Genomic DNA, 21,977 nt, shown 5'->3' with positions numbered 1-21,977 from the left:
GCCTAATGGTTCCTGCCGTCGAACTTGATGATTTCCAGACTATCTAGATCGAAATCGGGAATACAGCGCAGATTGACCATCGCTGATTTCTCACCGTTCTTGCTTTCGCCTTCGCTGAATGGCGCCGCGCCGCAGATCGAGCAGAAATGATGCTGGATGACCTGCCTGTTGAACTTGTAGGTCGACAAATTCTGCACCGGCGTCTTGAGCTTCATGTTGCCACGCGGCACGAAGGCCAGAAGCCCGCCGCGCCGACGGCAGAGTGAACAATCACAATCGATGGCCTGCTTGAAGTCACCCTCGACCTCGAATGCAATCCTGCCGCAATGGCAACCGCCGTAGTAACGCATCACAGCCTCTCGTTTGTTCACTTTATGTTCTACATGTATCCACAATTCTCTTGCTGGTCAATTCTCTTGCTGGTCAATGTAAAATCCGAGAGCTTTTCGGCTTTCGCCGCAGCTTGTTGACAAACCCTGTACAACCCCGAGTCGTCGTCCTCGGGCTTGTCCCGAGGATCTATCGAGGCTCGTCAAGCAACTGAAAGTATGGATATATTTCAGGCGCGCAGATCCTCGGGACAAGCCTGAGGATGACGATGGAGACCTTTTCAGCGCTCTGAGCCGATCGCTTTTGGGTGGGCTCTTGATGTATCCGGGAAAACGCAGGCGGCTTACCAGTCCATCACCACCTTGCCGGAATTGCCCGAGCGCATCGCCTCGAAGCCATCGCGGAACTCGTCGATCGGAATGCGATGGGTGATAATCTTCGAGATATCCAAGCCGCCCTGGACGAAGGCGATCATCTTGTACCAGGTCTCGAACATCTCGCGGCCATAGATGCCCTTCAGCGTCAGCATCTTGAAGATCACCTTGTTCCAGTCGATGCCAAAGCCTTCGGGCGCGATGCCGAGGATGGCGATCTTGCCGCCATTGTTCATCGTATCGATCATCGAGCGAAACGCGGGCGGCGCGCCGGACATTTCCAGCCCAACGTCGAAGCCTTCCTTCATGCCGATTTCCGCCATAACATCGGCGAGATTCTGCGCGGATGCATCAACGACATGGTCGATGCCGCAGGCGCGGGCGAGGTCGAGCCGCACCGGGTTGATGTCGGTAATCACGACCTTGCGGGCGCCGGAGCGCTTGGCCACCATTGCCCCCATGATGCCGATCGGCCCGGCACCCGTCACCAGCACGTCTTCACCGACGAGATCGAAGGACAGCGCCGTGTGGACGGCATTGCCAAATGGATCAAAGATCGCCGCGACTTCGTCCGGTACGTCGTCGGGAATGGCCACGACGTTGGATTCCGGAATGCAGACGAATTCACCGAACGAGCCCGGCCTGTTGACACCGACGCCGAGTGTGTTGTGGCAGAGATGGCCCCTGCCGGCCCGACAATTGCGGCACTTGCCACAAACAATATGGCCCTCGCCCGATACCCGCTCGCCGATCTTGTACTTGGTTACCGACGAGCCGATCTCGGCGATCTCGCCGACGAATTCATGGCCGACGACCATCGGCACCGGAATGGTCTTCTGCGCCCACTGGTCCCAGTTCCAGATATGCACGTCGGTACCGCAGATCGCCGATTTCTTCACCTTGATCAGCACATCGTTCGGCCCCGGCTCCGGCACCGGCACATGCTCCATCCACAGCCCGATTTCGGGCTTTGCCTTCACCAGCGCGCGCATCATGTTGGTCATTGATTGTTTCCCTTATTGAATTCCATCCGCGGCTCACCCCTCACCAAGTTCATCCAACCAATCGGCTACGCCTCTTGGGGACGAACTATCCTCTCCCACAAGGGGAGAGGTAAACCTGTGGCATCGCCGCCTCTCTGCCTCTCCCCTTGTGGGAGAGGATACGAAGGCCGCGAGAAGCGTAGCTGATCGCTTGGCCGAAGTTGGGGAGGGGTGAAAACGGCAGCAACTACGAAATCACACCCAGTTCCCGCCCGACGTCGGCAAACACGGAAATCACTTTCTCAACATCGGCTCGTGAATGCGCCGCCGACATCTGCGTCCTGATCCGCGCCTGGCCCTTCGGCACGACAGGGAATGAGAAGCCGACGACATAAACGCCCTTATCCAGCATCCGCGCCGCCATGTCCTGCGCCAGCGTCGCCTCGCCCAGCATGACCGGGATAATCGGATGTCCCTCACCCGCCAACTTGAAGCCCAGCTTGGTCATCTCGCTGCGGAACAGGCTCGCATTGGCATAAAGCCGCTCACGCAGTGCATCGCCATTGTCGATCAGGTCGAATACCTTCAATGATGCCGCAGCGATCACCGGGGCCAGCGTGTTGGAAAACAGATAGGGCCGCGAGCGCTGACGCAACCAATCCACCACCTCATGCTTGGCCGACGTATAGCCGCCTGATGCGCCGCCCAAGGCTTTGCCCAGCGTGCCGGTGATAATGTCGATCCGGCCCTCGACGCCGCAATGCTCGGCTGAGCCGCGACCGTGCTTGCCGACAAAGCCGACAGCATGGCTGTCGTCGACCATCACCATCGCGCCGTACTTTTCGGCGAGATCGCAGACGCCGCCGAGATTGGCGATGATACCGTCCATCGAAAACACGCCATCTGTGGCAACAAGCTTGAAACGACTGCCTTCGGCCTTCTTCAATTCCTCTTCCAGCGCGGCCATGTCGTTGTTGGCATAGCGGAAGCGCTTGGCCTTGGAGAGCCGCACGCCGTCGATGATCGAGGCGTGGTTCAGCGCATCGGAAATGATCGCGTCTTCCTCACCCAACAATGTCTCGAACAATCCGCCATTGGCATCGAAACAGCTGGAATAGAGGATCGTATCCTGCATGCCGAGGAACGACGAAATCCGGGCTTCGAGCTGCTTGTGTTCTTCCTGCGTGCCGCAGATGAAGCGCACCGAGGCCATGCCGTAGCCGTAGCGGTCGAGCGCCTGCTTGCCGGCCTCCGCCAGCTCTTCATTGTTGGCCAGACCGAGATAGTTGTTGGCACAGAAATTCAGCACCCTGGCGCCCGAGGCAACCTCGATCTCGCCCGCCTGCTTGGAGGTGATCACCCGCTCGGACTTGTAGAGACCAGCGGTTTTCAGCCCGTCGAGTTCGCTGCGCATGTGGTCAAGAAAGGCATTCGTCATCCGTCATTTCCCGCCGTCATTGATATGCCAACCGGTATAGCAGAACCCAAGGCCGAATGCTGCAATCGCGACGCCGGAATGTTGACGTTGGGAGGATATCGGCCAATCGAAGGCCATTTGTGCGATCCAACGTGGGCCATTGGAAAGGCCCAGACAGGTTGGATCGAACTCAGTCCGTTCAACCAAGCGATCCCAGCCCACAACCACGATTGCCTGGGCTGTCCAGGTGACAAAGCAGCAATCGACGTTGTCGCAGACGCCTCAATGCCGCTTTGCCGCACGGAGCTCCAGATGCTTGGCGTAGCGTGTCAGCGGATAGCAAAGGAAGAAGTAGATCAGCGCCACCAGTCCATAGACAGTGAATGGTTCGAATGTCGCGTTGTTGATGGCGTTCGATGTCTTCACCAATTCGTTGAAGCCGATGATCGAGGTGAGCGCCGTGCTCTTGATCAACTGCACCAGAAAACCAACGCTTGGGGCTCGCGTGATCGCAAAGGCCTGAGGCAGGATGATCAGGCGAAGCTGCGACACGTAGTGCAGGCCGAGACTTCGGGCTGCATCCCACTGGCCTGCCGGCAAGGATTCGACGCCGCCCCGCCAGATTTCGGCGAGATAGGCGCTGGCGCAGAGCGTCAGTCCGAGTGCTGCGGCCGTCCATGCCTCGACGCGAAAGCCGAGCAGCGGCAGGCCGAAGAACAGCAGGAACAGCTGCATCAGCAGTGGCGTTCCCTGGAACAGGCCGATGTAGTATTCCCCGCTCCGCTGCAGCCATTTGCGCTTGGATATGCGCAGCAGCAGGATAAGCACGCCGAAGATCGCGCCTCCAGCGAAGGCTACGATCGACAACACAATGGTCCAGCGCGCGGCGAGCAGCAGATTGCGGACGATGTCCCAGAAGGTAAACTCGATCACGCCATGCCTCCCGGTATCGTTTTCCGGCCGGCGGCGAACAGAAGTTTGCGCAGCCCAATGCTCAGTCCGAGATAGACAAGCGTGATGACGAAATAGGTCTCGAAGGCGCGGAAGGTGCGGGCCTGCAGCAGGTCCGCCTCGTAGGTCAACTCGCGCACCGCGATCTGCGATACGACCGAAGATTCCAGCATCATGATGACGATCTGGCTGGTCAGCGCGGGGAAGATCACCTTCAGCGCCTGCGGCAGGACGATCTTGACGAAGACCAGCCAAGGCCTGAGGCCCAGCGCCGCGGCTGCCTCCTTCTGGCCCGATGGCACGGCATCGAGGCCAGCGCCGACGATTTCCGTCGTATAGGCCGTCATGTTCAGCGTCATGGCCAGCATCGAGGCAGTGATCGGATCGAGCCGGATGCCAAATCGCGGCAGGCCGAAGAAGATGAAGAACAGTTGCACGAGAAAGGGCGTGTTGCGGATCAGCTCCACGTAAGCCACTATCGCGGCGCGCAGTATCCGGTAACGGCTACGCTTCGCAGCCGCCCCCAGAACACTCAATACAATGCCCATGACGGAGGTCACGGCGATCAGGAAGATCGTCATAACAGCGCCACTTGCAATCAATCCGACGGCATCCTTGAGCCAGCCGAAATCGAGCGTATAGCCCATTCTCAATCCTTGAGGTTGTCAGGATTGAGCGATGTCTTGAGCCATGCTTCGGAGCTTTTGTTCAGCGAGCCGTCGGCGAGCATCTTGGCCACCGTTTCGTCAACCAGCTTCTTGAGGCGGTCTTCGCCCTTGTTGACCGCCATATGCGAGGGCGAGGTCATCAACTGAAACTTCTGCTCGGGCTTCAACACATCCTGTCGCGCCAGCACCTGGGCGCCAACGTCGTTGCCGACCACCATCAACTGCGTCTGGCCGGAAATGAACGCCTGGATCACGGAGTTGTAGTTGTCGAACCGCTTGATGTCGGCTGTGGCCGGTGCCGCTTCGGTCAGCGAGGTATCTTCCAGCGTGCCGCGGTTGACGGCGATGCTTTTGCCGGCGAGATCTTCCTTGGCTTTGACTTCGAGGGCTGCTGGCCCGATCACGGCGATGTAGTAGGGGGCGTAGGCCACCGCATAATCCAGCACTTCGGCGCGTTCCTTGCTGTAGCCCACGCTCATCAGCAGATCGACGCGATGTTCCGTCAGGTAGGGAATACGGTTCTGGCCGGTGATGCTGACCGGATTGAGCTTGACCTTCAGCGCATCGGCAATCGCCTGGGCGACGTCCATGTCATAGCCCTTGAGGCTCATATCGGCGCTGGCTGACGAGAATGGTGGAAAATCGGAAAAAACGCCGACGTTCAGGACACCGGCTTTAGCGATGTCGTCGATGGCATCAGCCTTGGCCGATGTCGTTGCCATGGCCAGAATTGCGCCGCCCAGCATGACGGCGGCGGCGATCGACGATTTCATTGTCGACTTGGTTCTCATTTTTCATTCCCCTTTTTTGGACTCTGCTTTTTGGAACAAGACTTGCCGTCGGTCGGGGTTCAGATACGCGCCGTACCATGACCTCCAGCACTTCTTGTGTGCAGAACAGAGGTGCGCGCGATTTCAGTCGGAAGCATCGCCCGGTTGGCCGGTTCCGACGCATGTTCCCCATTTTTGGCGTCTTGTTGACTCTATTAAGTGCCAAACCCGATAGAAAATCAATTGACAATGTTATAGCATATGATGTGAGAAAAATTCACAACATGCTTTTGGACCGGAGCACCTGCGCTGCACAACCGCCTCCCGCCTCTCAATCCATTGCGTGCCTTCGAGGCAACCGCCCGGCGCGGTTCGGTCTCTGCCGCAGCGCGCGAACTGAATGTCACCCATGGTGCGATCAGCCATCAAATCCGGGCGCTGGAATTGTCGTTCAACGTATCGCTGTTTGTTCGCGGCGGAAAGCGCCTGACGCTGACGCCGCAGGGCGCACTTCTCTTGCCGGCCGTCACCCACGCCTTCGGGGAAATCGCAGCTGCGACGGCTGCCATGACACGGCCGACGACAAGCGGCCAGCTCAGATTTGCCTGCGTCCCTGCCCTGCTTTCCTTCTGGATGATTCCGCGGCTGCATGAGTTCACAGGCCAGTTTCCAGACGTACAACTGACGCTGATTGCATCCAACGATGTGGCGCAGCTCTTTTCTCCCGATGTCGATCTGTGCCTGCTCTATGGCAATGGCGACTGGCCGGATTACTGGTCGCGGCTCTGGAGCCCGCTCGTGCTGTTTCCGGTCGTCAGTCCGGCGCTTCTGAACATGCAGCCGTTGCGCACGATTCGTGATCTGCGCGATCACGTTATCCTGCATGCCGACGACGGGCGGGAATGGAATACATGGCTCGCAGCAGCCGATGGGGAGATCATGCCGCGCAGGCGCCAGCATTTTATGAGCGATGCCCGGCTTTCAACCGAAGCGGCGCTGCACAACCAGGGTGTCGCGCTCGGCGACACGATCACCGCCGGTGGCCTTATCGCCAAGGGTGAGCTCATCGCGCCATTCGATTTGACGGTGCCGGCAAACAACGCCTTCTACGTCGCCTGTCGCAACGACCTACGCGCCGCCCCAATCGTCAAGGTTTTCATCGACTGGCTGTTCTCCGCGCTAGAGAGTGATCCCCTGCCGGAACCCCAGCATGCGGCGCGAACGTTGATCCGTACCCGGACAACTCCCACCGCGACGTTGGAATGATCGGGCGCAACTACACTGAACCATGCAAGGCACCAGAGAGATCGACCATATGTTACGACTGGATGAGACTGCCATCCGCCGCAACTTGACGCATCTCCTATCTCTTCATCTCGCACGATCTCGGTGTCATCCGGCACGTGAGCGATGAGGTGCTTGTCATGCGCGACGGTCGCGTCCTCGAACGCGGGGCGTTCGAGGACGTCTTCAACAATCCGCAAGACGACTTCACCCGCAAATTGCTCGCGGCATCGCAAATCGGCGCGGCCCTACCAGCCTGATCACCGCCAGGGCGCCGCTCAACGACGCGCCCACCGATAGGTTCGGGAATGATCTAGCGATCCCGAACTCTGTCGAGCCCATACGTCAAGGCGAGTGCGCCTACCAGGACAGCCCCCTTGACGAAATCCTGCGTGTAATAGGGCGCGTTCAGCATTGTCAGACCGTTGAGCAGGACCCCGACGAAAACCGCACCCACCAGCGTGCCGAACACATTTGGCCGTCGACGATCCAACACAGCAAACCCGATCAGTGATGCAGCTACGGCATCCATCAGCAGCGAGGCGCCGGAGGAGACGTCGCCACGGCCGACGCGCGCGGCGATAATAATGCCGCCGACGCTGGCCAGCACGCCCGACAGGACATAGGCCGATGTCTTGAGTTTCGCGACCGGGGCTCCGGCGAGCCGTGCGGCCACCGCGTTGCCGCCGACAGCAAAGAGCAGCCGGCCAATGCGGGTATGCTCCATGAGGACATAGAAGACCAACGCCACGATAGCCATGCTGACCACCGGCATCGGAATGAACCCGAACAGGCTCGAACGGCCGATCAGCAGGAACGCCTTGTCGACCGCGCCAGCGGCTTTCGATCCGTCGGGCAGGATGAGGCCGGAAGAAATCGAACGCCCTGCCGTGGGGATGAGTTGCAGGCCGGTCAACAGGAACATCATCGCCAGCGTTGCCAACAGATCCGGGATGCGCAGCTTGACGATCAGGAATGCGTTGAAGCCACCCGCCAATGCGCCGAAAGCCAGCACCAGCGGCACGGTTTCATAGACATTCAGCTGCCAGACGATCATCGCATAGGTCGCCGCCATGACAGATGATGCCGAGATCGCACCGATCGACAGGTCGAAGCCGCCGACAGCGAGCGTCAGCGTTACGCCGACTCCCAGGATCGCCACCACAGAGACCGCCTGCAGGATGCTCATCAGGTTGACGAGATTGATGAACACCGGTTGGGCGATCCAAAAGCCGACCAGCATCGCAAACAGCAGAAAAAGCACGCCGCCGGAGCGAAGGAGCGCGACGCTGTTCGCCAAGATGTTGGCAGGTGCGGGTCTGGCGACGGACCCGCTGCGGCTTTCCAGGGTGGTCATGGTCAAATGCTTTCGGTTTCGCGCACCGGGTGGGCCACGGAGGCTCCCGGCACGAGTGTATGGTGGTCGATGTGGAGAATCCGGTCAGCGACTTCGAGCGCCTCCTCCGGATCCGATGTGGCAATCAGGGTGGCGCGCGAGCGATTGGCGCGAATTGCCTGGATGATGTCTTGTCGTGCGCCGACATCGACGCCCTGGAAAGGCTCGTCCAACAGCAGCAGCCGGCAGGGTTCGGCCTCCCAGCGGCCGAGGATGACCTTCTGCTGGTTGCCGCCGGAGAGCGAGTCGAGCGTAGCACGCGCCGAATTGGTCTTGATGCCAAGCCGCCTGACGGCGTGCTCGGCCTCGGCGAAATCGCGGCCACCCGATGTGAAGCCGGTCGGAAACCATTTGCCGAGATGCGGCAGGCTGATCGTCTGCGGGATCGTATCGCCGGGCCAGCCGGCCGGCATCAGCGAGGATTTGTGGCGATCTTCCGCGGCCATCGACACACCGGCATCGATTGCTTCGCGCGGGGTGCGCGGCGTATAGGACCTTCCGCCCAGCAGCATGGTGCCTGCGGCCAGCGGCAATGTGCCGAAGATCGCCTGTAGCAAGCGGCTCTTGCCCGCGCCGAGTACGCCGGTCAGTGCCACCACCTCACCCTCATGCAGGTCGAGATCGAATGGCAATGTGTCAGGGTGCAGCCGTGCGCCGCGCAGGCTCAAGACCGACTTGCCAGGCTCTCCCAACCCTTCCGGACGCATCGAAGCCAACGAGCGGCCAATCATCGCCTCGATCGCCGCGCCGAAATCCACCGGCGCACGAAATTCTCCCACCACCCGACCGCCGCGCATCACCGCGACACGATCGGCGATCGCCTTGAGGTCAGCGATGCGGTGCGAGATATAAAGTATGGCGATACCACGTGCACGCAGACCCCTCAGGATATCGTAGAGCCGCTCCGCCTCGCGGCCCGAAAGACTGGCCGTGGGTTCATCGAGGATCAGCAGCGAAGCGTTGTGGCCGATGGCGCGCGCAATTGCCAGCATCTGCCGTTCGGCCGGCGAGAGATCGGCAAAATCCGCATCGAGCGGCAGATCAAAGCCCGCATCCCGCAATATCCCTCGCGCCTTGCGACGGACAGAACTTCGATTGAGAAAGAAGGACGCACTGCCATCCGCATAGGAATCGAGGAGCAGCGTATCAGCCACCGAAAGTCCCGGCGTGCCCAGCTTGTCGGTGGACTGGTGAACGGTAACGATGCCTCGTGCGGCGGCCTCGGCAGGCGCGCGTGGCGCGTAGGGTCGGCCGCCAAGCATAATCGTGCCGCTGTCGGCCCCGAAGGCGCCCGATAGAATGTTGACGAGCGTCGACTTGCCGGCCCCATTGGCGCCCATCAGCGCGACGATTTCACCCGCTTCGACGGAAAGGCTCGCGCCTGCCAGCGCACGCGTGGCGCCGAAGGATTTTTCGATGGAGTCGGCGAGGAGGAGTGGCATGGTAACCTTTAAATGATTTAATCTATGTATATTATGCGCAATATCGACTGAGAGGGCATGGCGTTTCAAGTTTGGCCCGATTGCCGCAACAGCGTTTTCATTGCCGGCGTAAAGTTGGCATATTATTATTGTATACTTTTTTTATGGATTTTATGTTTATAAAGGCCGTGCTCATGTGGGACCGGCAGCCAATCGGCAAAGGAGCACAACAATGAATTTCCTTCTCAAGACAATTACAGTGGCAGGCGTTGCCGCAATCACCCTCACCGGCGTTGCGCATGCTGCCGACAACGCCAAAGCCCCGCCGCCTTTCGACAAGGCAGGCGTCAAGGTCGCGCTGATCTCCTATATTTCGGCCGGTGATTTCTTCCAGGCCTATCAATCAGGCGCAGAAGCGCAGGCCAAGGCGATCGGCATCGATCTCCGCGTGTTCCCGGGCCGCCAGGACGCCACCCAGCAGCGTGACCAGATCCAGCAGGCGATCAATCTCGGCGTCCAGGGTATCGTGATCGACCACGGCCAGCCGGAAGCGCTCGGCGACGTCGTCCAGCAGGCTCTCGACGCCGGCATCAAGGTCGTGGCTTTCGACGTCAACCTCAACAACCCGAAGATCCCGCAGGTCGAACAGAGCGACCACGAGCTGGCGAAGCTCGCGCTGGAACAGGCGGCCAAGGACAACGGAACCTCGTTCAATGCCGGCTATGTCTATGTTGCCGGTTTTGCGCCGCTCGATCGCCGCAACGAGATCTGGGACAAGTTCAAGGCCGACAACAAGGGCGTGGTCGAAAAGGCTCGTTTCGGCAATGTCAGCGACACCACAGCGACGAGCACTGCTGACCAGGCAAAGGCCGCCCTCACCGCCAATCCAGATATCACCGTCGTCTTCGCACCTTATGATGAGTTTGCTCGCGGCGTAAAACTCGCGGTCGCCGATCTCGGCATCTCCGACAAGATCAAGATCTATTCGGCAGACGTCTCCACAGCCGATATCCAGGAAATCACCGAGGAAGGTAGCCCGTGGGTGGCAACCGTGGCGACCAATCCGGCCGTCGTCGGTGCGGTCTCGGTCCGCGCCGTTGCGCTCAGCATTGCCGGAGAGCAAGTGCCGCATTCGATCCTCGTCAAGCCGGCGCTGCTGACGCAGAAGTCGCTGCGCGACGCCGGCGTCAAGACGATCGAGGAACTGGCTGCCAAGGTGCCGGCCTTCAGCGAAAGCGATGCGGTCAATGCGCCGTGGATCCCAGCCAAGCTCTACTGACGCATCTCGCAGGACTGCGGCTTCACACGAGGCCGCGGTCATCCTCAAATCCCAAATCGCGGAGCCAGCCATGACCACTCTCCACCTCGTCAAGAAAGCCGAAGTCACGGATCAGCGAGCGACGCTGTTTGCGCGGGCGCAAGCAATTTCCAGCGATCTTGCCGATCGCGGCGCGAAACTTGATAGCGAAGGCAGGCCTCCCTACGCCGAGATCAGCATACTGAAATCGGCAGGGCTGCTGAATGCGCTGCACGCAACGCAGATCGGCGGCGGAGGACTGAATTGGGTCGATGGCCTCAGGCTGGTGCGCATCCTGGCGCGCGGCGAGAGCTCGATCGGCCAGTTGCTCGGCTATCACTTCGTCAACAGCCAGTACATTTACTGGGCGCACGAGGATCCGGACAAGGCTGCAGCACTTGGCCAGGAAACCGTGGCCAAGAGCCTCTATTGGGGTGCGGCGGTCAATCCACGCGACCCGGGCCTGACACTGACCCGCAGCGGCGACCACTACGTCCTCAACGGCCGCAAGACCTTCTCCACCGGCGCCCGGATTTCCGACCGGATCAACGTCAATGCCGCCTTCGGGGACAAAGTTGCCAATTTCGTTATCCCGACAGACCGCGCGGGTTACGTTACCAACGATGACTGGGACAATATCGGCCAGCGTTTGTCCGACAGTGGCAGCGTCGAATTCCATGATTTCCCGGTCTATCAGAGCGATTTCATCCTGCCGCTGGCGGCCCCTGACGCCCCGCCCGCCGTACTTCCGACCTTCAACACGCCTCTGATTCAGTTGGTTTTCGTGAATTTCTATCTCGGCACGGCGGAGGGCGCACTCGACGCTGCAATCGATTATGTCAGAACCACGACGCGGCCGTGGATCACCTCAGGCGTTTCGAAGGCTGCGGAGGATCCCTATATCCTCGAGCGCATCGGCGAGTTCAAGGCGCAACTCAAGGCGTCCGCGGCGCTGGCCGACGTGGCCGCAGAAGCCGTACAATCTGCGCTGTATCGCGGGCCGTCGGTGACCGAGCGAGAGCGCGGCGAGGCCGCGATCGAAGCCTATGCCGCCAAGGTCAATGCCACGCATGTGTCGCTGGAGATCACCTCGCGCGTGTTTGAGCTGATGGGGGCGCGTGCAACCGCCTCGAAATACGGGTTCGATCGCTACTGGCGCAATGTTCGAACGCACACGCTTCACGATCCGGTGTTCTACAAGGCCCGCGAAGTTGGCGATTTCGCGTTGAACAGGACGATTCCAACTGTGAGCCTGTATAGCTGATATTCTCTTTTCTGCGGGAAAGAAAAGGCGGCCGATCCGCCGCCTTTTGCCTGCCGTGGCATCATCTAGCGTTGGTCGATTCCAACGGGCTGACGCGCTGGTCCGGCTAATACCGCTCAGGCCGAAACGGCGCTGGATCGATGCTGAGGGGTTCGCCAGACATCATGGATGCCAACAGATCGGCGGAAGCCGGGCCGAGGGTAAAGCCCTGATGGCCGTGGCCGAAATTCATCCAGAGTCCCTTGTTGTGCTGCGATTGGCCAATCACCGGCAGCATGTCGGGCATGCATGGCCGCGTGCCCATCCAGGGCTGGTCTTCGACACGCTCACCAAGTTCCATCAACTGCCGCGCGGCTTCTTCCGCTCGCCCAAGCTGGACGGGATCGGGCGACACGTTGAAGCGCGCCAGATGTGCGCCAGTGGTAATTCGCGTCCCGAGCGCCATAGGCGCCATGACATAACCGAACTCGCTGTCCATGACCGGCGCCCGCAGCGGCACCGGCGAGGTATAGTGTGCGTGATAGCCGCGCTTCTTGACCATCGGAAACTTGTGGCCGAACTGCCTGAGCACGGTCGCCGACCACGGCCCGAGCGCGATCACCACAGTCTCCGCCTCGCGCGGCCCGTCGTCGGTCTGCACGACCCACGCCGTGTTCGAGGCATTCCTCTTCAGCGTTTCGGCACCGCCATGCACGAATGTACCGCCCGAGCGCTCGAAAAGATCGGCATAGGATGCAGCAAGGCTGCCCGGATCGCTGGCCGTCCACGGATTGAGCCAGTGAATGGCCCCTGCCCCTTTGCGGTTGAGTGCAGGTTCCGCCGTGCCGAGCTCGTTAGCCGATTCCGGGCGATATTCCAGACCGTAGGTCCGGGACAATCTTTCTGCGCTGCTGACTGCGGCTTCCAGCTCCGAGGCGTTGCGATAGAGCACGCGATATCCAGAACGCTGGATGAGATTGTCGGCACCTGCCCGCTGGATCAGCACATCGTGCTTTGATGTCGCCTGCGCGATCAGGCTTGACCATGCCGCAGAGATGACCTGATGCCGCTTCGATTGGGAATGCCACCAGTAGCGCAGGAGTGATCCGGCATGCGCCGGCAACTCGCGAAACGTATAATGCACATCGTTGGTGCGGCCGAAAATGATGTCGACGAACTCACCCACCGATCGCGGCATTGCCGGAGGCTCGACCGCTTCTGCCTGAATAATGCCTGCATTGCCATAGCTGGTTTCACGTCCCGGCTGCTTGCGGTCGACCAGCACGACGGACCAGCCACGATCCTGCAAGGCGAGCGCGGTGGAGACCCCCACCATGCCCGCACCCAAAACGATCGCACTCTTCATTCACTCGCTCCGACGCAACAACCCACGCGCCAATCAGTAAATGCGAACGCCCTGCCGCTCAAGCTCAGACTGGATAGCCGGCATGTCGGCGCGATCAAATCCCCAGCCATGCTTGACTGAAAGCGCGGCCGCCACACCAGCCCCCTGCCCCGCCACCGCACAGCAGGCCATGTTTCGGGTGGCAGCATGGGCGATCTTGTCACCGCCGATTGCCCGACCGGCGACCAGCAGGTTCTTCACACCCTTGGGCAGCATACTGCGATAAGGAATCTGCATGTAGCGCCCGGTCGTCGGCAGGATCAGCACGCCATAGCCGTCGATGAATTCGGGATAGATGCCGATCGTATCTTCGAACCGGCCTTCGTGGCGCGCGTCATTCTCGGTCATGTTGTAGGCCGCATCCAGCTTGCGGGTGTCGCGGATGCCGATGGTCATGCCGAAATTCCTCAGCCGCGCGCCTCCGCAGCCTGGCGTGTAGCGGCGCAGCGCCTCGATCGCCAGCATCGCCTGCTTGCGGCCCTCGATCTCGAATGTGGTCATGCTGTCAGGATCGGTCCCATCGCATCCGGCAAGATGGACGAGATTCATATAGGTGAGCTCGCCCGTGTCATGCGCCGCGCCCCAGGTGCCGGCGATGGTGTTCAGGTGCTTCGGGATCACCCCGTCCTTGATCGCCTGGGCAAACGGCTTGGCGAGGAAGGGCGAGAACATCTTGTCCTCCTTGCCCGACGTTTCGATCTGCCACTCACCGGTCGACCAGTCACTGTAGGTCTGCGGGTCACGTTGGACACCGGCCATGAATGCACGCTTGTCGACGCCCGCAAGATGGAACATCACGGAGGCGGCCTGCATTTCCTCGACCGGCGTTTTCAGCGTTGTGGCGCCGGCGCGGTAGGCAATGTCGGCGTCGCCGGTCGCATCGATCACCCGCTTTGCGAGGATGGCTTCGCGGCCAGCCTTTGATTCGACGACGATGCCGATGATCGCCTCACCATCCATCAGCGGCGAAACAAATTGCCGATGCAGCATCGGGTAGATCCCGGCCTCTTCGACCAGCCGGTCGGCGACCAGCTTGAAGCCTTCAGAATCGAGTTCATAGGACAGCGACTGGCTTTCGGGCACAGCCGCGCCCATGTCCTTGGCACGCTCCTCGAACTCGCGTCCGATGCCGTTGGCCTCCACCGTCGCCTCGTGCCGATACCAGGCAAACCCCTCGACGCCGACCACTGTAATGTTGCCGCCGAAACAGCCGAAGCGCTCGACCAGAACAACTTCGACGCCAGCACGCGCCGCTGCCAATGCTGCGGCCAGGCCGCCCGGGCCAGAGCCGACGACAAGCACGTCGGTCTGACGGATCACCGCGATCTGGCGGGCGGGTTCAGTGATGAAAGCGGGTGCGGTCGGCATTGTCGGTCTCGCTACTGTGGATCAATTTTTGGTACGCTACCGGGATTTCGCGGCAAAGGCGATATCAGGCGCGACAAGCAGCGACGATTTGAAATCGGGATGGCGGAAACATCTAATCTCTCCATCTTTTCAAGCATCTGCGCGCAATCGAAAAACTAGAGGTTGACTTCGCGGTTGCGACCGCCTACTTACGGCATATCGATATTTGCTTGTTAGCCTTTGTTATTGCACCTTAGCAACGTGCGCTCGACGAACCTCCCTTCAAAAATCGCCACCACGATCCGCTGCGCATCCGCGCGTCGGAAATTCAATTGCTATGAAAGGGTTCGTTATGACCACTGGCACAGTTAAATGGTTCAACTCCACCAAGGGCTTCGGCTTCATTCAGCCTGACAACGGCGGCGAAGACGCATTCGTCCACATCTCCGCTGTCGAACGCGCTGGCATGCGCGAAATCGTAGAAGGCCAGAAGCTTTCCTACGAACTGGAACGCGACAAGAAGTCGGGCAAAATGTCCGCTTGCAACCTCCAGGCTGCCTAATCAGGATTTGGCTTGGCCGGTGACCACGGATGTACTGGCACCGCGCCGCAGCTGATTCCGATCGAAAGTCAGGCAAGTTTGCCTGGCTTTTTTTTGATCTACACCCAGGATACGACATTGACCGAAACTATCAGCAAATCCCGCGAACGGGCCGAAGCTGCATTCGGGAAGACACAATCGCAGTTTATAGCTCGTAGCCGGACATTGTCCGAAGACGACGCGATCGTGCAAGCCCGAGAAGAAAAGACATTGCGCTTGCGCGAACTGCGCATGGCAAAAGAAGCGAGCGACCTCGCAGCAGGCATTTCCGCGAAACCGGCAAAAAACGCGCGCAAATCGCGCTAGCATCTTCCGCAGATCCATACTAAATCACCGAGCGACCGCAATGCAGCCATGGCAGCGCGTCACTATCTCTCAATTCACAATCGGAACTGACACTTGAAAAAAAGAGACAACGAACTCGCCGACCGCCGCCAGGTTGCGGCTGATGCCAAGAAGGCATTGCTCGAAAACTATCGCGCCAGCCAGACTCCCGAGCTTGCTGCCAAGCTCGCAGAGCGCGCGGCGATTGCCGCTGCCCGCGATGCGCGCAACGCTGAGCGCGAACGTGCCAAGGCCGAGGAAAAAGAACGCCTCCAGCGCGAAGAAGAAGCCCGCATAGCTGCGGCCGAAGCCGCCGCACGTGCAGAAGCTGAAGAGCGTGAAGCTGCCGACAAGGCCATGATCGCCCGCGTCATCGAAGACGAAGCTGCCCGCAAGGCAGAGCGCGACCGTCGCTACGCCGCACGCAAGGCCCGCCAGGGCTGATTCCTTCCGTGTGACGATCCGGTCTGGGCTGGACCTCTTGCCCCGACCACTACCTCAGTGCCCGCCTGCCGGGCCCTTGATCCTGCCCGACATGACGCCGAAGCCATCGATCAGCGCTTCCTGACTTTCAAGCCGGGTGGATTCGAGCTGGTTTTCGTTGAGAGCCAACATCAGCCGCTCGACTTCCTCTTCCGCACCGCGTTCGATGGCGTCAGCAATTTCCCGCTCGAGTTCATGGCGATGGCGCAGCACCGCGCGCGCCCGTGTCTGGAGCGCATGTGCCTGTCGATAGCCCTCGCGCGCATCCTCGATCGCCGCATCCTCCGTGGCGATCCACAAACGTGCAAATCGGATCTGCCGGTCGAGCCCGGCCAGAAAACCATCGAAACCCTGCACATCGAGCGCGTTGATCAGGTCCTCGCGCGTCAGTCCCGGACCGCTTGCGGCCGCAACCGACATCACCGCCTGCCAGAAGCGCTGCATATCGCGGTTTTCGAACTCGATCTGGTTGATCTCGTCGTAATCCTCGAAGAACAACTGCGGATGGTTGACGATCGTCAGCGCCAATACCGCTTCCCGCAACGACGGCAAGGCCCGGTAGCCAGCGACCAGACCCGATTTCGCCAGGCGATCCGAGATCGGTGACATCCGCCCCTTACCTGCCGGTTGCTGGTCCCGCTGGCCACCCTCACCGCGCGGCGTAAACGGTCGCTTGGCCTGTTGCTGGCCCTTCGGGCTCGCGGCCTGGAAGAACGCATAGAGCCGGTCGCGCATATCCTGCTGATAATGGCGGCGCACGCTTTCATCGGCGATCACCTGCGTCACCTGCCTGAGCTTGCCTTCGAGCTCAGCGCGCTTTTCCGGCGTCTCGAAGGTGGTGCCCGAAGTCTCGCGCAGCCAGACCATATCGGCCAGCGCCCGCGCTTCCGAGATCAGTCGATCGAATGGCGCCCGCCCCTCGATCTTGACGATATCGTCGGGATCCTTGCCATCCGGCAAGAGAGCGATCTTCAGCGAAAAGCCCGGCTTGACCTGCGGCAAAGCAAGATCCACAGCCCGCGAGGCGGCGCGCATGCCGGCGCCATCGCCGTCGAAGCAAAGCACCGGCACCGGCGCCATTTTCCACAGCAGCGCCAACTGGTTTTCTGTGAGCGCAGTACCCAGCGGCGCTACCGCATTTTCGACACCGGCCTGATGCAGGGCGATCACATCCATATAGCCTTCGACGACGATCACAGTGCCTTCGCCCTGCATGGCCTTGCGCGCCCGGGAGAAGTTGAACAGCACCTGCCCCTTGGAAAACAACTCATTCTCGTTGGAATTCAGATACTTCGCCGGCGCATCGGGTGACATTGCCCGACCGCCGAAGGCGATGACCTTTTCGCGCGACGACAGGATCGGAAACATGATGCGATCGCGGAAGCGGTCGTAGGAAACCGGAATGTCGGGGCCATGCACGACGAGCCCGCAGGCCTCGATCTGTTCCTTGCTGACGCCCTTCTGTGACAAGTGCTCCTTCAGCGCATTACGGCTGTCGAGCGAAAAGCCCAGCCGGAATGTCTCGATAGTTCGACCCGTCAGCCCGCGATCACGAAGGTAAGCGCGCGCCTTGGCCCCGGCCGCCGATTGCAACTGGTCTTGGAAGAAGCGCGTGGCCAGTTCCATCACATCGAAGAGATTATGCCGTTCACGCTCGCGACGCTCGGTCTCGGGGTCCGGCGCCGGCAGCGGCACGCCGGCGATATCGGCGACCTGCTGGACGGCTTCGTTGAAAGCCATGCCATCCAGTTCCATCATGAAGCGGAAGTGGTCGCCCGATACGCCGCAACCGAAGCAATGGTAGCGGCCCTTGCGGTCCTCGCAATGGAAGCTCGGCGACTTCTCGCCGTGAAACGGGCAGCATGCCCAATAGTCGCCACGGCCGGTATTGGTCTTCTTGCGGTCCCACGTCACACGACGGCCGATCACGTCCGAAATCGGAACGCGATCGCGCAGCTCATCGAGAAACGTGTTGGAAAAACGCATGGCCATGGTCCTGTTGGACCGATATAAGCATTTCGAAGAGAAACTGCCAATCGGCATCGGGCGCGGCTTCAGCCGCAGCCAATGCCGATTTCAAAGTTACATTAGCTCAGCAGCGCCTTGATCTGCCCCGACGCCTTGCCGAAATCGAGCTGGCCGGGATAGCGTTCCTTGAGCAGCGCCATGCACTTGCCCATGTCCTTGATGCTGGTCGCGCCAACCTCGGCGATAATGCCCTTGATCAACTCATTGACTTCAGCTTCCGAGAACTGCTTCGGCATGAACTCGGAGATAATGGCGATTTCCTCGCGCTCCTGAGCGGCGAGTTCGGGGCGGGCGCCTTCGTCATACATCTTGGCCGATTCTTCACGCTGCTTGACGAGCTTCGACAGCAGGCTGGCAATCTCGCCATCCGTGGTGGTCGGATCCGTGCGCGTGCGATTGGCGATCTCGAGATCCTTGATGGCCGACTGCACCATGCGGATCGTGGTGATCTTCCGCGTTTCCTTGGCCTTCATCGCCTCTTTCAAGGCATTCATCAATTTCTCGCGCATCGCCGGATTCTCCAAAAATATCCGGCGCTTATGCCGAGAGAAGAGAAAAAAAGCAATCCTGTCGCCGAAGACGTTGGAATCTATTCATATTTTATTGCCGGGAAAAGTCCGTGGCGCATTGACCGCAAGCCAAACCGCCACTATTTTCCGCAAAATTGCAGAAAAGGGGAAAAGAATGCGAACACGGGGACACTCCGTGCGCCTTTTCCTGCGAGCATGTGGCAGAGATCACTGCCGGAACGGAGCGATATGAGCACCCAAGCCTGGACCACCGAAAAGCCGACCGCCCTCCTCGTTCTTGCCGATGGCACCGTCATCGAAGGCAAGGGAATTGGCGCCACGGGCCGAACCCAGGCCGAAGTCGTGTTCAACACAGCGCTCACCGGCTACGAGGAAATCCTCACCGATCCCTCCTATCTCGGCCAGATCGTCACCTTCACCTTTCCGCATATCGGCAATGTCGGCACCAATGATGAGGATATCGAGGACCTGACGCCCGCAGCGCGCCACGGCGCAGTCGGCGTCATCTTCAAGGCTGATATCACCGACCCGTCGAACTATCGTGCGCTCAAGCATCTCGATGCGTGGCTGAAGGCGCGCGGCATCATCGGCCTGTGCGGCATCGACACGCGCGCCCTGACCGCCTGGATCCGTGAACATGGCGCGCAGAATGCGGTGATCGCCCACGACCCGGTCGGCGTCTTCGACGTCGACGTGCTCAAAGCTGAAGCCAAGGCCTGGAGCGGCCTGCTCGACCTCGATCTTGCCAAGGAAGCCTCTTCCGGCCAGTCCTCGCAGTGGACGCAGAAACCCTGGGTCTGGAACGAAGGCTTCTCGGACCTCGACGCCGCCGACGCCAAATACCACGTCGTCTGCCTCGATTTCGGCGTCAAGCGCAACATCCTGCGCCTGTTTGCCGGGCTCGACTGCAAGGTCACGGTGATGCCCGCCAACAGCTCCGCCGAAGATGTCCTGGCGCTCAACCCCGATGGCGTGTTCCTCTCGAACGGCCCCGGCGACCCGGCCGCGACCGGCGTCTATGCCGTGCCGGCAATCCAGAAGCTGGTCGGCTCGGACCTGCCGATCTTCGGCATCTGCCTCGGCCACCAGATGCTCGGCCTCGCGCTCGGCGGCAAGACCGAGAAGATGCACCAGGGCCATCACGGTGCCAACCATCCGGTCAAGGACCACACGACAGGCAAAGTCGAAATCGTTTCGATGAACCATGGCTTTGCGGTGGACTCCAAGTCGCTGCCGGCTGGTGTGGAGGAAACCCATGTCTCGCTGTTCGACGGCACCAATTGCGGCCTGCGCCTGGTCGGCAAGCCGGTCTTCTCCGTGCAGCACCACCCGGAAGCCTCTCCCGGACCGCAGGACAGCCACTATCTCTTCCGCCGCTTCCTGAACCTCATCAAGGAACGCAAGGGCGAACCGGCATTCGCCGAGCGCTAATCATCGCGACCGCGCGTGCTCGTATCCTTGCTGCCGAAATAGCTACGCTTAAATCTCGGGCGCAGCCCTCTCCTCCGTCATTCCTGTGCTTGTCACAGGAATCTAGCAGCGCCGCGTCTGCGGCGCGAAGGAGTCTTTTGCGCGAAAGACTTCGCGCGCTGGATTCCTGTGACAAGCACAGGAATGACGGGTGGAGTTTTAGGCGCCTGAAGCACCCAACGCTTGAGGCGAGATGCCTCAAGAAGCCCTCGGCAAGCGCCTGACCAGCACCACATAGCGACCCAATAGCAGGATCGAGGCAGCCAACAATCCGCAGACGAAGCCGATCCAGACGCCGGTGCCGCCGAAGCCGTAGTGGAAGGCCAGCACATAGGCGAGCGTGAAGCCGATCACCCAGTAGGAGATCATGGCGAGGATCATCGGCACCGTCGTGTCCTTGACGCCGCGTAGGAGGCCGGCCGCAATGGCTTGCAGGCCGTCCACAAGCTGGAAAAGCCCGGCGATCACCACCAGGCCGCCGGCATAGGCGAGCACCGCAGCGGCATCCGGCTTCGACGAGTCAAGATAGAGCGCGGCGAGTTCCGTCGGAAAAAGCGCGTAGAGAAGCCCGCCGACCAGCGAGAAGCCGGCAGAGACAATCACGACCACCCAGGACGCCCTCACCAGCCCGACATGATCGTTGGCGCCGGCCGCAACGCCGACGCGGACGGTCGCGGCCTGCGCCAGGCCCAGCGGGATCATGAAGGCGACCGAGGCCCATTGCAGCGCGATGCCGTGGGCGGCGAGTTCGACAGTGCCGATCCATCCCATCAGCAGCGAAGCGACGGTGAACAGGCTGACTTCGGCAAGGATGGTGATGCTGATGGGAAAGCCGAGCCGGAACACTTCCCAGAGAACATGGAAATCCGGCCGCCAGAAGCGCACGAACAGCTCATAGGCATGCAATTCCTTGACCCGCGCAATATGGACGATCGTCAGCAGCAACCCCAGAATGTTGGCGGCCAGAGCGACAATCGACGCGCCGAGCATGCCTAGCGCCGGCATGCCGAAATGCCCGAGCACCAGTCCGTAGGCGAAGAAGGCGTTGAACACCAGGATCACGATCGTGATGTATAGAATGAAGCGGGCGTGCCCGACTGCGCTCAGGAACGAGCGGAGAACCATGAAGGCGAGCCCCGGAAGTATGCCCCAGCCTGCAACATGCAGGTAACCCGCGGCAAGCTTCGCCACATGCGGATCCTGGCCGGCAAACAACAGCACATCCTCGGCGTACCAGACGGCCGGCAGGGTCAGCACCGAAAAGCCGGCGACGACCCAAAGGCCCATCCGCACGGCCCGGCGCACCATCATCCGGTCACCCTGCGCAAAAGCATGCGCAGCAAGCGGCACGACGGCGGTCGAAAAGCCCGAGCCAAAGATGAACAGCGTGAAAAAATACTGGCTCGCAATTACCATCGCGGCGAGTTCGACCGTTCCGAGCCGGCCGATGATGAAGATGTCGGTCACATGGATGCCGAGCTGAGCGAGCTGCGCGCCAATCAGCGGAATGGCGAGCGTCAGCGTTGCGAGAAAGTGGCCCTTCCAGCTGTTGTCGACGTCCAGAACCCTGTTTTCGACTGCAATTCCGGTCATTTCCTCAGACTTTCCTAGCAAAGAGAGGCTGATAGAGGAATTTCCCTCAGATAACCAGCAGC

The 21,977-nt window shown here is 60.5% G+C and carries 20 protein-coding genes; 7 read left to right on the top strand and 13 right to left on the bottom strand.

The window, feature by feature from the left end:
• Window positions 1–2: 2 nt before the first annotated feature.
• From ACXHRN_RS06170 to ACXHRN_RS06145, 6 genes are all read right to left on the bottom strand, one after another.
• The gene (locus ACXHRN_RS06170; protein ID WP_488640456.1) at window positions 3–350 is read right to left on the bottom strand and encodes a GFA family protein; all 348 of its coding nucleotides are present in this window, start codon (window positions 348–350) and stop codon (window positions 3–5) included.
• A gap of 323 nt (window positions 351–673) precedes the next feature.
• On the bottom strand, window positions 674–1,708 hold the full coding sequence (gene tdh, locus ACXHRN_RS06165) for an L-threonine 3-dehydrogenase (RefSeq protein ID WP_488640455.1): 1,035 nt from the start codon (window positions 1,706–1,708) through the stop codon (window positions 674–676).
• A gap of 226 nt (window positions 1,709–1,934) precedes the next feature.
• Window positions 1,935–3,125 (bottom strand): glycine C-acetyltransferase, encoded by a 1,191-nt coding sequence (locus tag ACXHRN_RS06160; RefSeq protein WP_488640454.1) that lies wholly within the window; start codon window positions 3,123–3,125, stop codon window positions 1,935–1,937.
• A gap of 261 nt (window positions 3,126–3,386) precedes the next feature.
• Window positions 3,387–4,037, bottom strand: coding sequence for an amino acid ABC transporter permease (locus ACXHRN_RS06155; protein WP_488640453.1), 651 nt, complete (start codon window positions 4,035–4,037; stop codon window positions 3,387–3,389).
• Entirely contained in the window at window positions 4,034–4,702 is a 669-nt protein-coding gene (locus ACXHRN_RS06150) for an amino acid ABC transporter permease (protein WP_488640452.1), read from the bottom strand. Before ACXHRN_RS06150 ends, ACXHRN_RS06155 begins: the two co-directional genes overlap by 4 nt.
• Window positions 4,703–4,704: 2 nt before the next feature.
• Entirely contained in the window at window positions 4,705–5,514 is an 810-nt protein-coding gene (locus tag ACXHRN_RS06145; protein WP_488640451.1) for a transporter substrate-binding domain-containing protein, read from the bottom strand.
• A 288-nt stretch (window positions 5,515–5,802) separates the two neighbouring features.
• Here ACXHRN_RS06145 and ACXHRN_RS06140 point away from each other — a divergent pair, with 288 nt between their 5' ends.
• Complete coding sequence (locus ACXHRN_RS06140) at window positions 5,803–6,759, top strand: LysR substrate-binding domain-containing protein (RefSeq protein ID WP_488641841.1); 957 nt, start codon at window positions 5,803–5,805, stop codon at window positions 6,757–6,759.
• Between the two features lie 331 nt (window positions 6,760–7,090).
• On the opposite strand, the gene ACXHRN_RS06135 is transcribed toward ACXHRN_RS06140, so the two are convergent.
• Entirely contained in the window at window positions 7,091–8,134 is a 1,044-nt protein-coding gene (locus tag ACXHRN_RS06135) for an ABC transporter permease (RefSeq protein ID WP_488640450.1), read from the bottom strand.
• Window positions 8,135–8,136: 2 nt separating this feature from the next.
• The gene (locus ACXHRN_RS06130; protein ID WP_488640449.1) at window positions 8,137–9,615 is read right to left on the bottom strand and encodes a sugar ABC transporter ATP-binding protein; all 1,479 of its coding nucleotides are present in this window, start codon (window positions 9,613–9,615) and stop codon (window positions 8,137–8,139) included.
• Window positions 9,616–9,826: 211 nt separating this feature from the next.
• On the opposite strand from ACXHRN_RS06130, the gene ACXHRN_RS06125 reads away from it, so the two are divergent.
• Both ACXHRN_RS06125 and ACXHRN_RS06120 read left to right on the top strand, forming a co-directional pair.
• Entirely contained in the window at window positions 9,827–10,873 is a 1,047-nt protein-coding gene (locus ACXHRN_RS06125) for a substrate-binding domain-containing protein (RefSeq protein ID WP_488640448.1), read from the top strand.
• A gap of 70 nt (window positions 10,874–10,943) precedes the next feature.
• Complete coding sequence (locus ACXHRN_RS06120; RefSeq protein WP_488640447.1) at window positions 10,944–12,155, top strand: acyl-CoA dehydrogenase family protein; 1,212 nt, start codon at window positions 10,944–10,946, stop codon at window positions 12,153–12,155.
• 106 nt (window positions 12,156–12,261) lie between these two features.
• Here the strand turns inward: ACXHRN_RS06120 and ACXHRN_RS06115 are convergent, their stop codons facing one another.
• Both ACXHRN_RS06115 and ACXHRN_RS06110 read right to left on the bottom strand, forming a co-directional pair.
• Window positions 12,262–13,500 carry an NAD(P)/FAD-dependent oxidoreductase gene (locus ACXHRN_RS06115; protein ID WP_488640446.1) on the bottom strand — a complete coding sequence of 413 codons (1,239 nt, stop codon included), beginning with the start codon at window positions 13,498–13,500 and terminating at the stop codon, window positions 12,262–12,264.
• Between the two features lie 33 nt (window positions 13,501–13,533).
• Entirely contained in the window at window positions 13,534–14,907 is a 1,374-nt protein-coding gene (locus ACXHRN_RS06110; RefSeq protein WP_488640445.1) for an FAD-dependent oxidoreductase, read from the bottom strand.
• 331 nt (window positions 14,908–15,238) lie between these two features.
• On the opposite strand from ACXHRN_RS06110, the gene ACXHRN_RS06105 reads away from it, so the two are divergent.
• The 3 genes from ACXHRN_RS06105 to ACXHRN_RS06095 all read left to right on the top strand — a co-directional run bounded on the left by ACXHRN_RS06105 (window position 15,239) and on the right by ACXHRN_RS06095 (window position 16,255).
• Window positions 15,239–15,448: a cold-shock protein gene (locus ACXHRN_RS06105; RefSeq protein WP_488640444.1), complete on the top strand. Its 210-nt coding sequence runs from the start codon at window positions 15,239–15,241 to the stop codon at window positions 15,446–15,448.
• A gap of 117 nt (window positions 15,449–15,565) precedes the next feature.
• On the top strand, window positions 15,566–15,793 hold the full coding sequence (locus ACXHRN_RS06100) for a hypothetical protein (protein WP_488641840.1): 228 nt from the start codon (window positions 15,566–15,568) through the stop codon (window positions 15,791–15,793).
• Window positions 15,794–15,886: 93 nt separating this feature from the next.
• On the top strand, window positions 15,887–16,255 hold the full coding sequence (locus ACXHRN_RS06095) for a DUF6481 family protein (RefSeq protein ID WP_488640443.1): 369 nt from the start codon (window positions 15,887–15,889) through the stop codon (window positions 16,253–16,255).
• A 54-nt stretch (window positions 16,256–16,309) separates the two neighbouring features.
• Here the strand turns inward: ACXHRN_RS06095 and dnaG are convergent, their stop codons facing one another.
• Window positions 16,310–18,280: a DNA primase gene (gene dnaG / locus ACXHRN_RS06090; RefSeq protein ID WP_488640442.1), complete on the bottom strand. Its 1,971-nt coding sequence runs from the start codon at window positions 18,278–18,280 to the stop codon at window positions 16,310–16,312.
• A 101-nt stretch (window positions 18,281–18,381) separates the two neighbouring features.
• Entirely contained in the window at window positions 18,382–18,831 is a 450-nt protein-coding gene (locus ACXHRN_RS06085) for a GatB/YqeY domain-containing protein (RefSeq protein WP_488640441.1), read from the bottom strand.
• A 249-nt stretch (window positions 18,832–19,080) separates the two neighbouring features.
• On the opposite strand from ACXHRN_RS06085, the gene carA reads away from it, so the two are divergent.
• Window positions 19,081–20,283, top strand: coding sequence for a glutamine-hydrolyzing carbamoyl-phosphate synthase small subunit (carA, locus tag ACXHRN_RS06080; protein WP_488640440.1), 1,203 nt, complete (start codon window positions 19,081–19,083; stop codon window positions 20,281–20,283).
• Between the two features lie 237 nt (window positions 20,284–20,520).
• Here the strand turns inward: carA and ACXHRN_RS06075 are convergent, their stop codons facing one another.
• The gene (locus ACXHRN_RS06075) at window positions 20,521–21,915 is read right to left on the bottom strand and encodes an MATE family efflux transporter (protein WP_488640439.1); all 1,395 of its coding nucleotides are present in this window, start codon (window positions 21,913–21,915) and stop codon (window positions 20,521–20,523) included.
• Window positions 21,916–21,977: the final 62 nt, after the last annotated feature.

It is taken from the genome of Shinella sp. OV683, from assembly GCF_057787725.1.
This window is presented reverse-complemented; position numbering and strand designations above follow the sequence as displayed.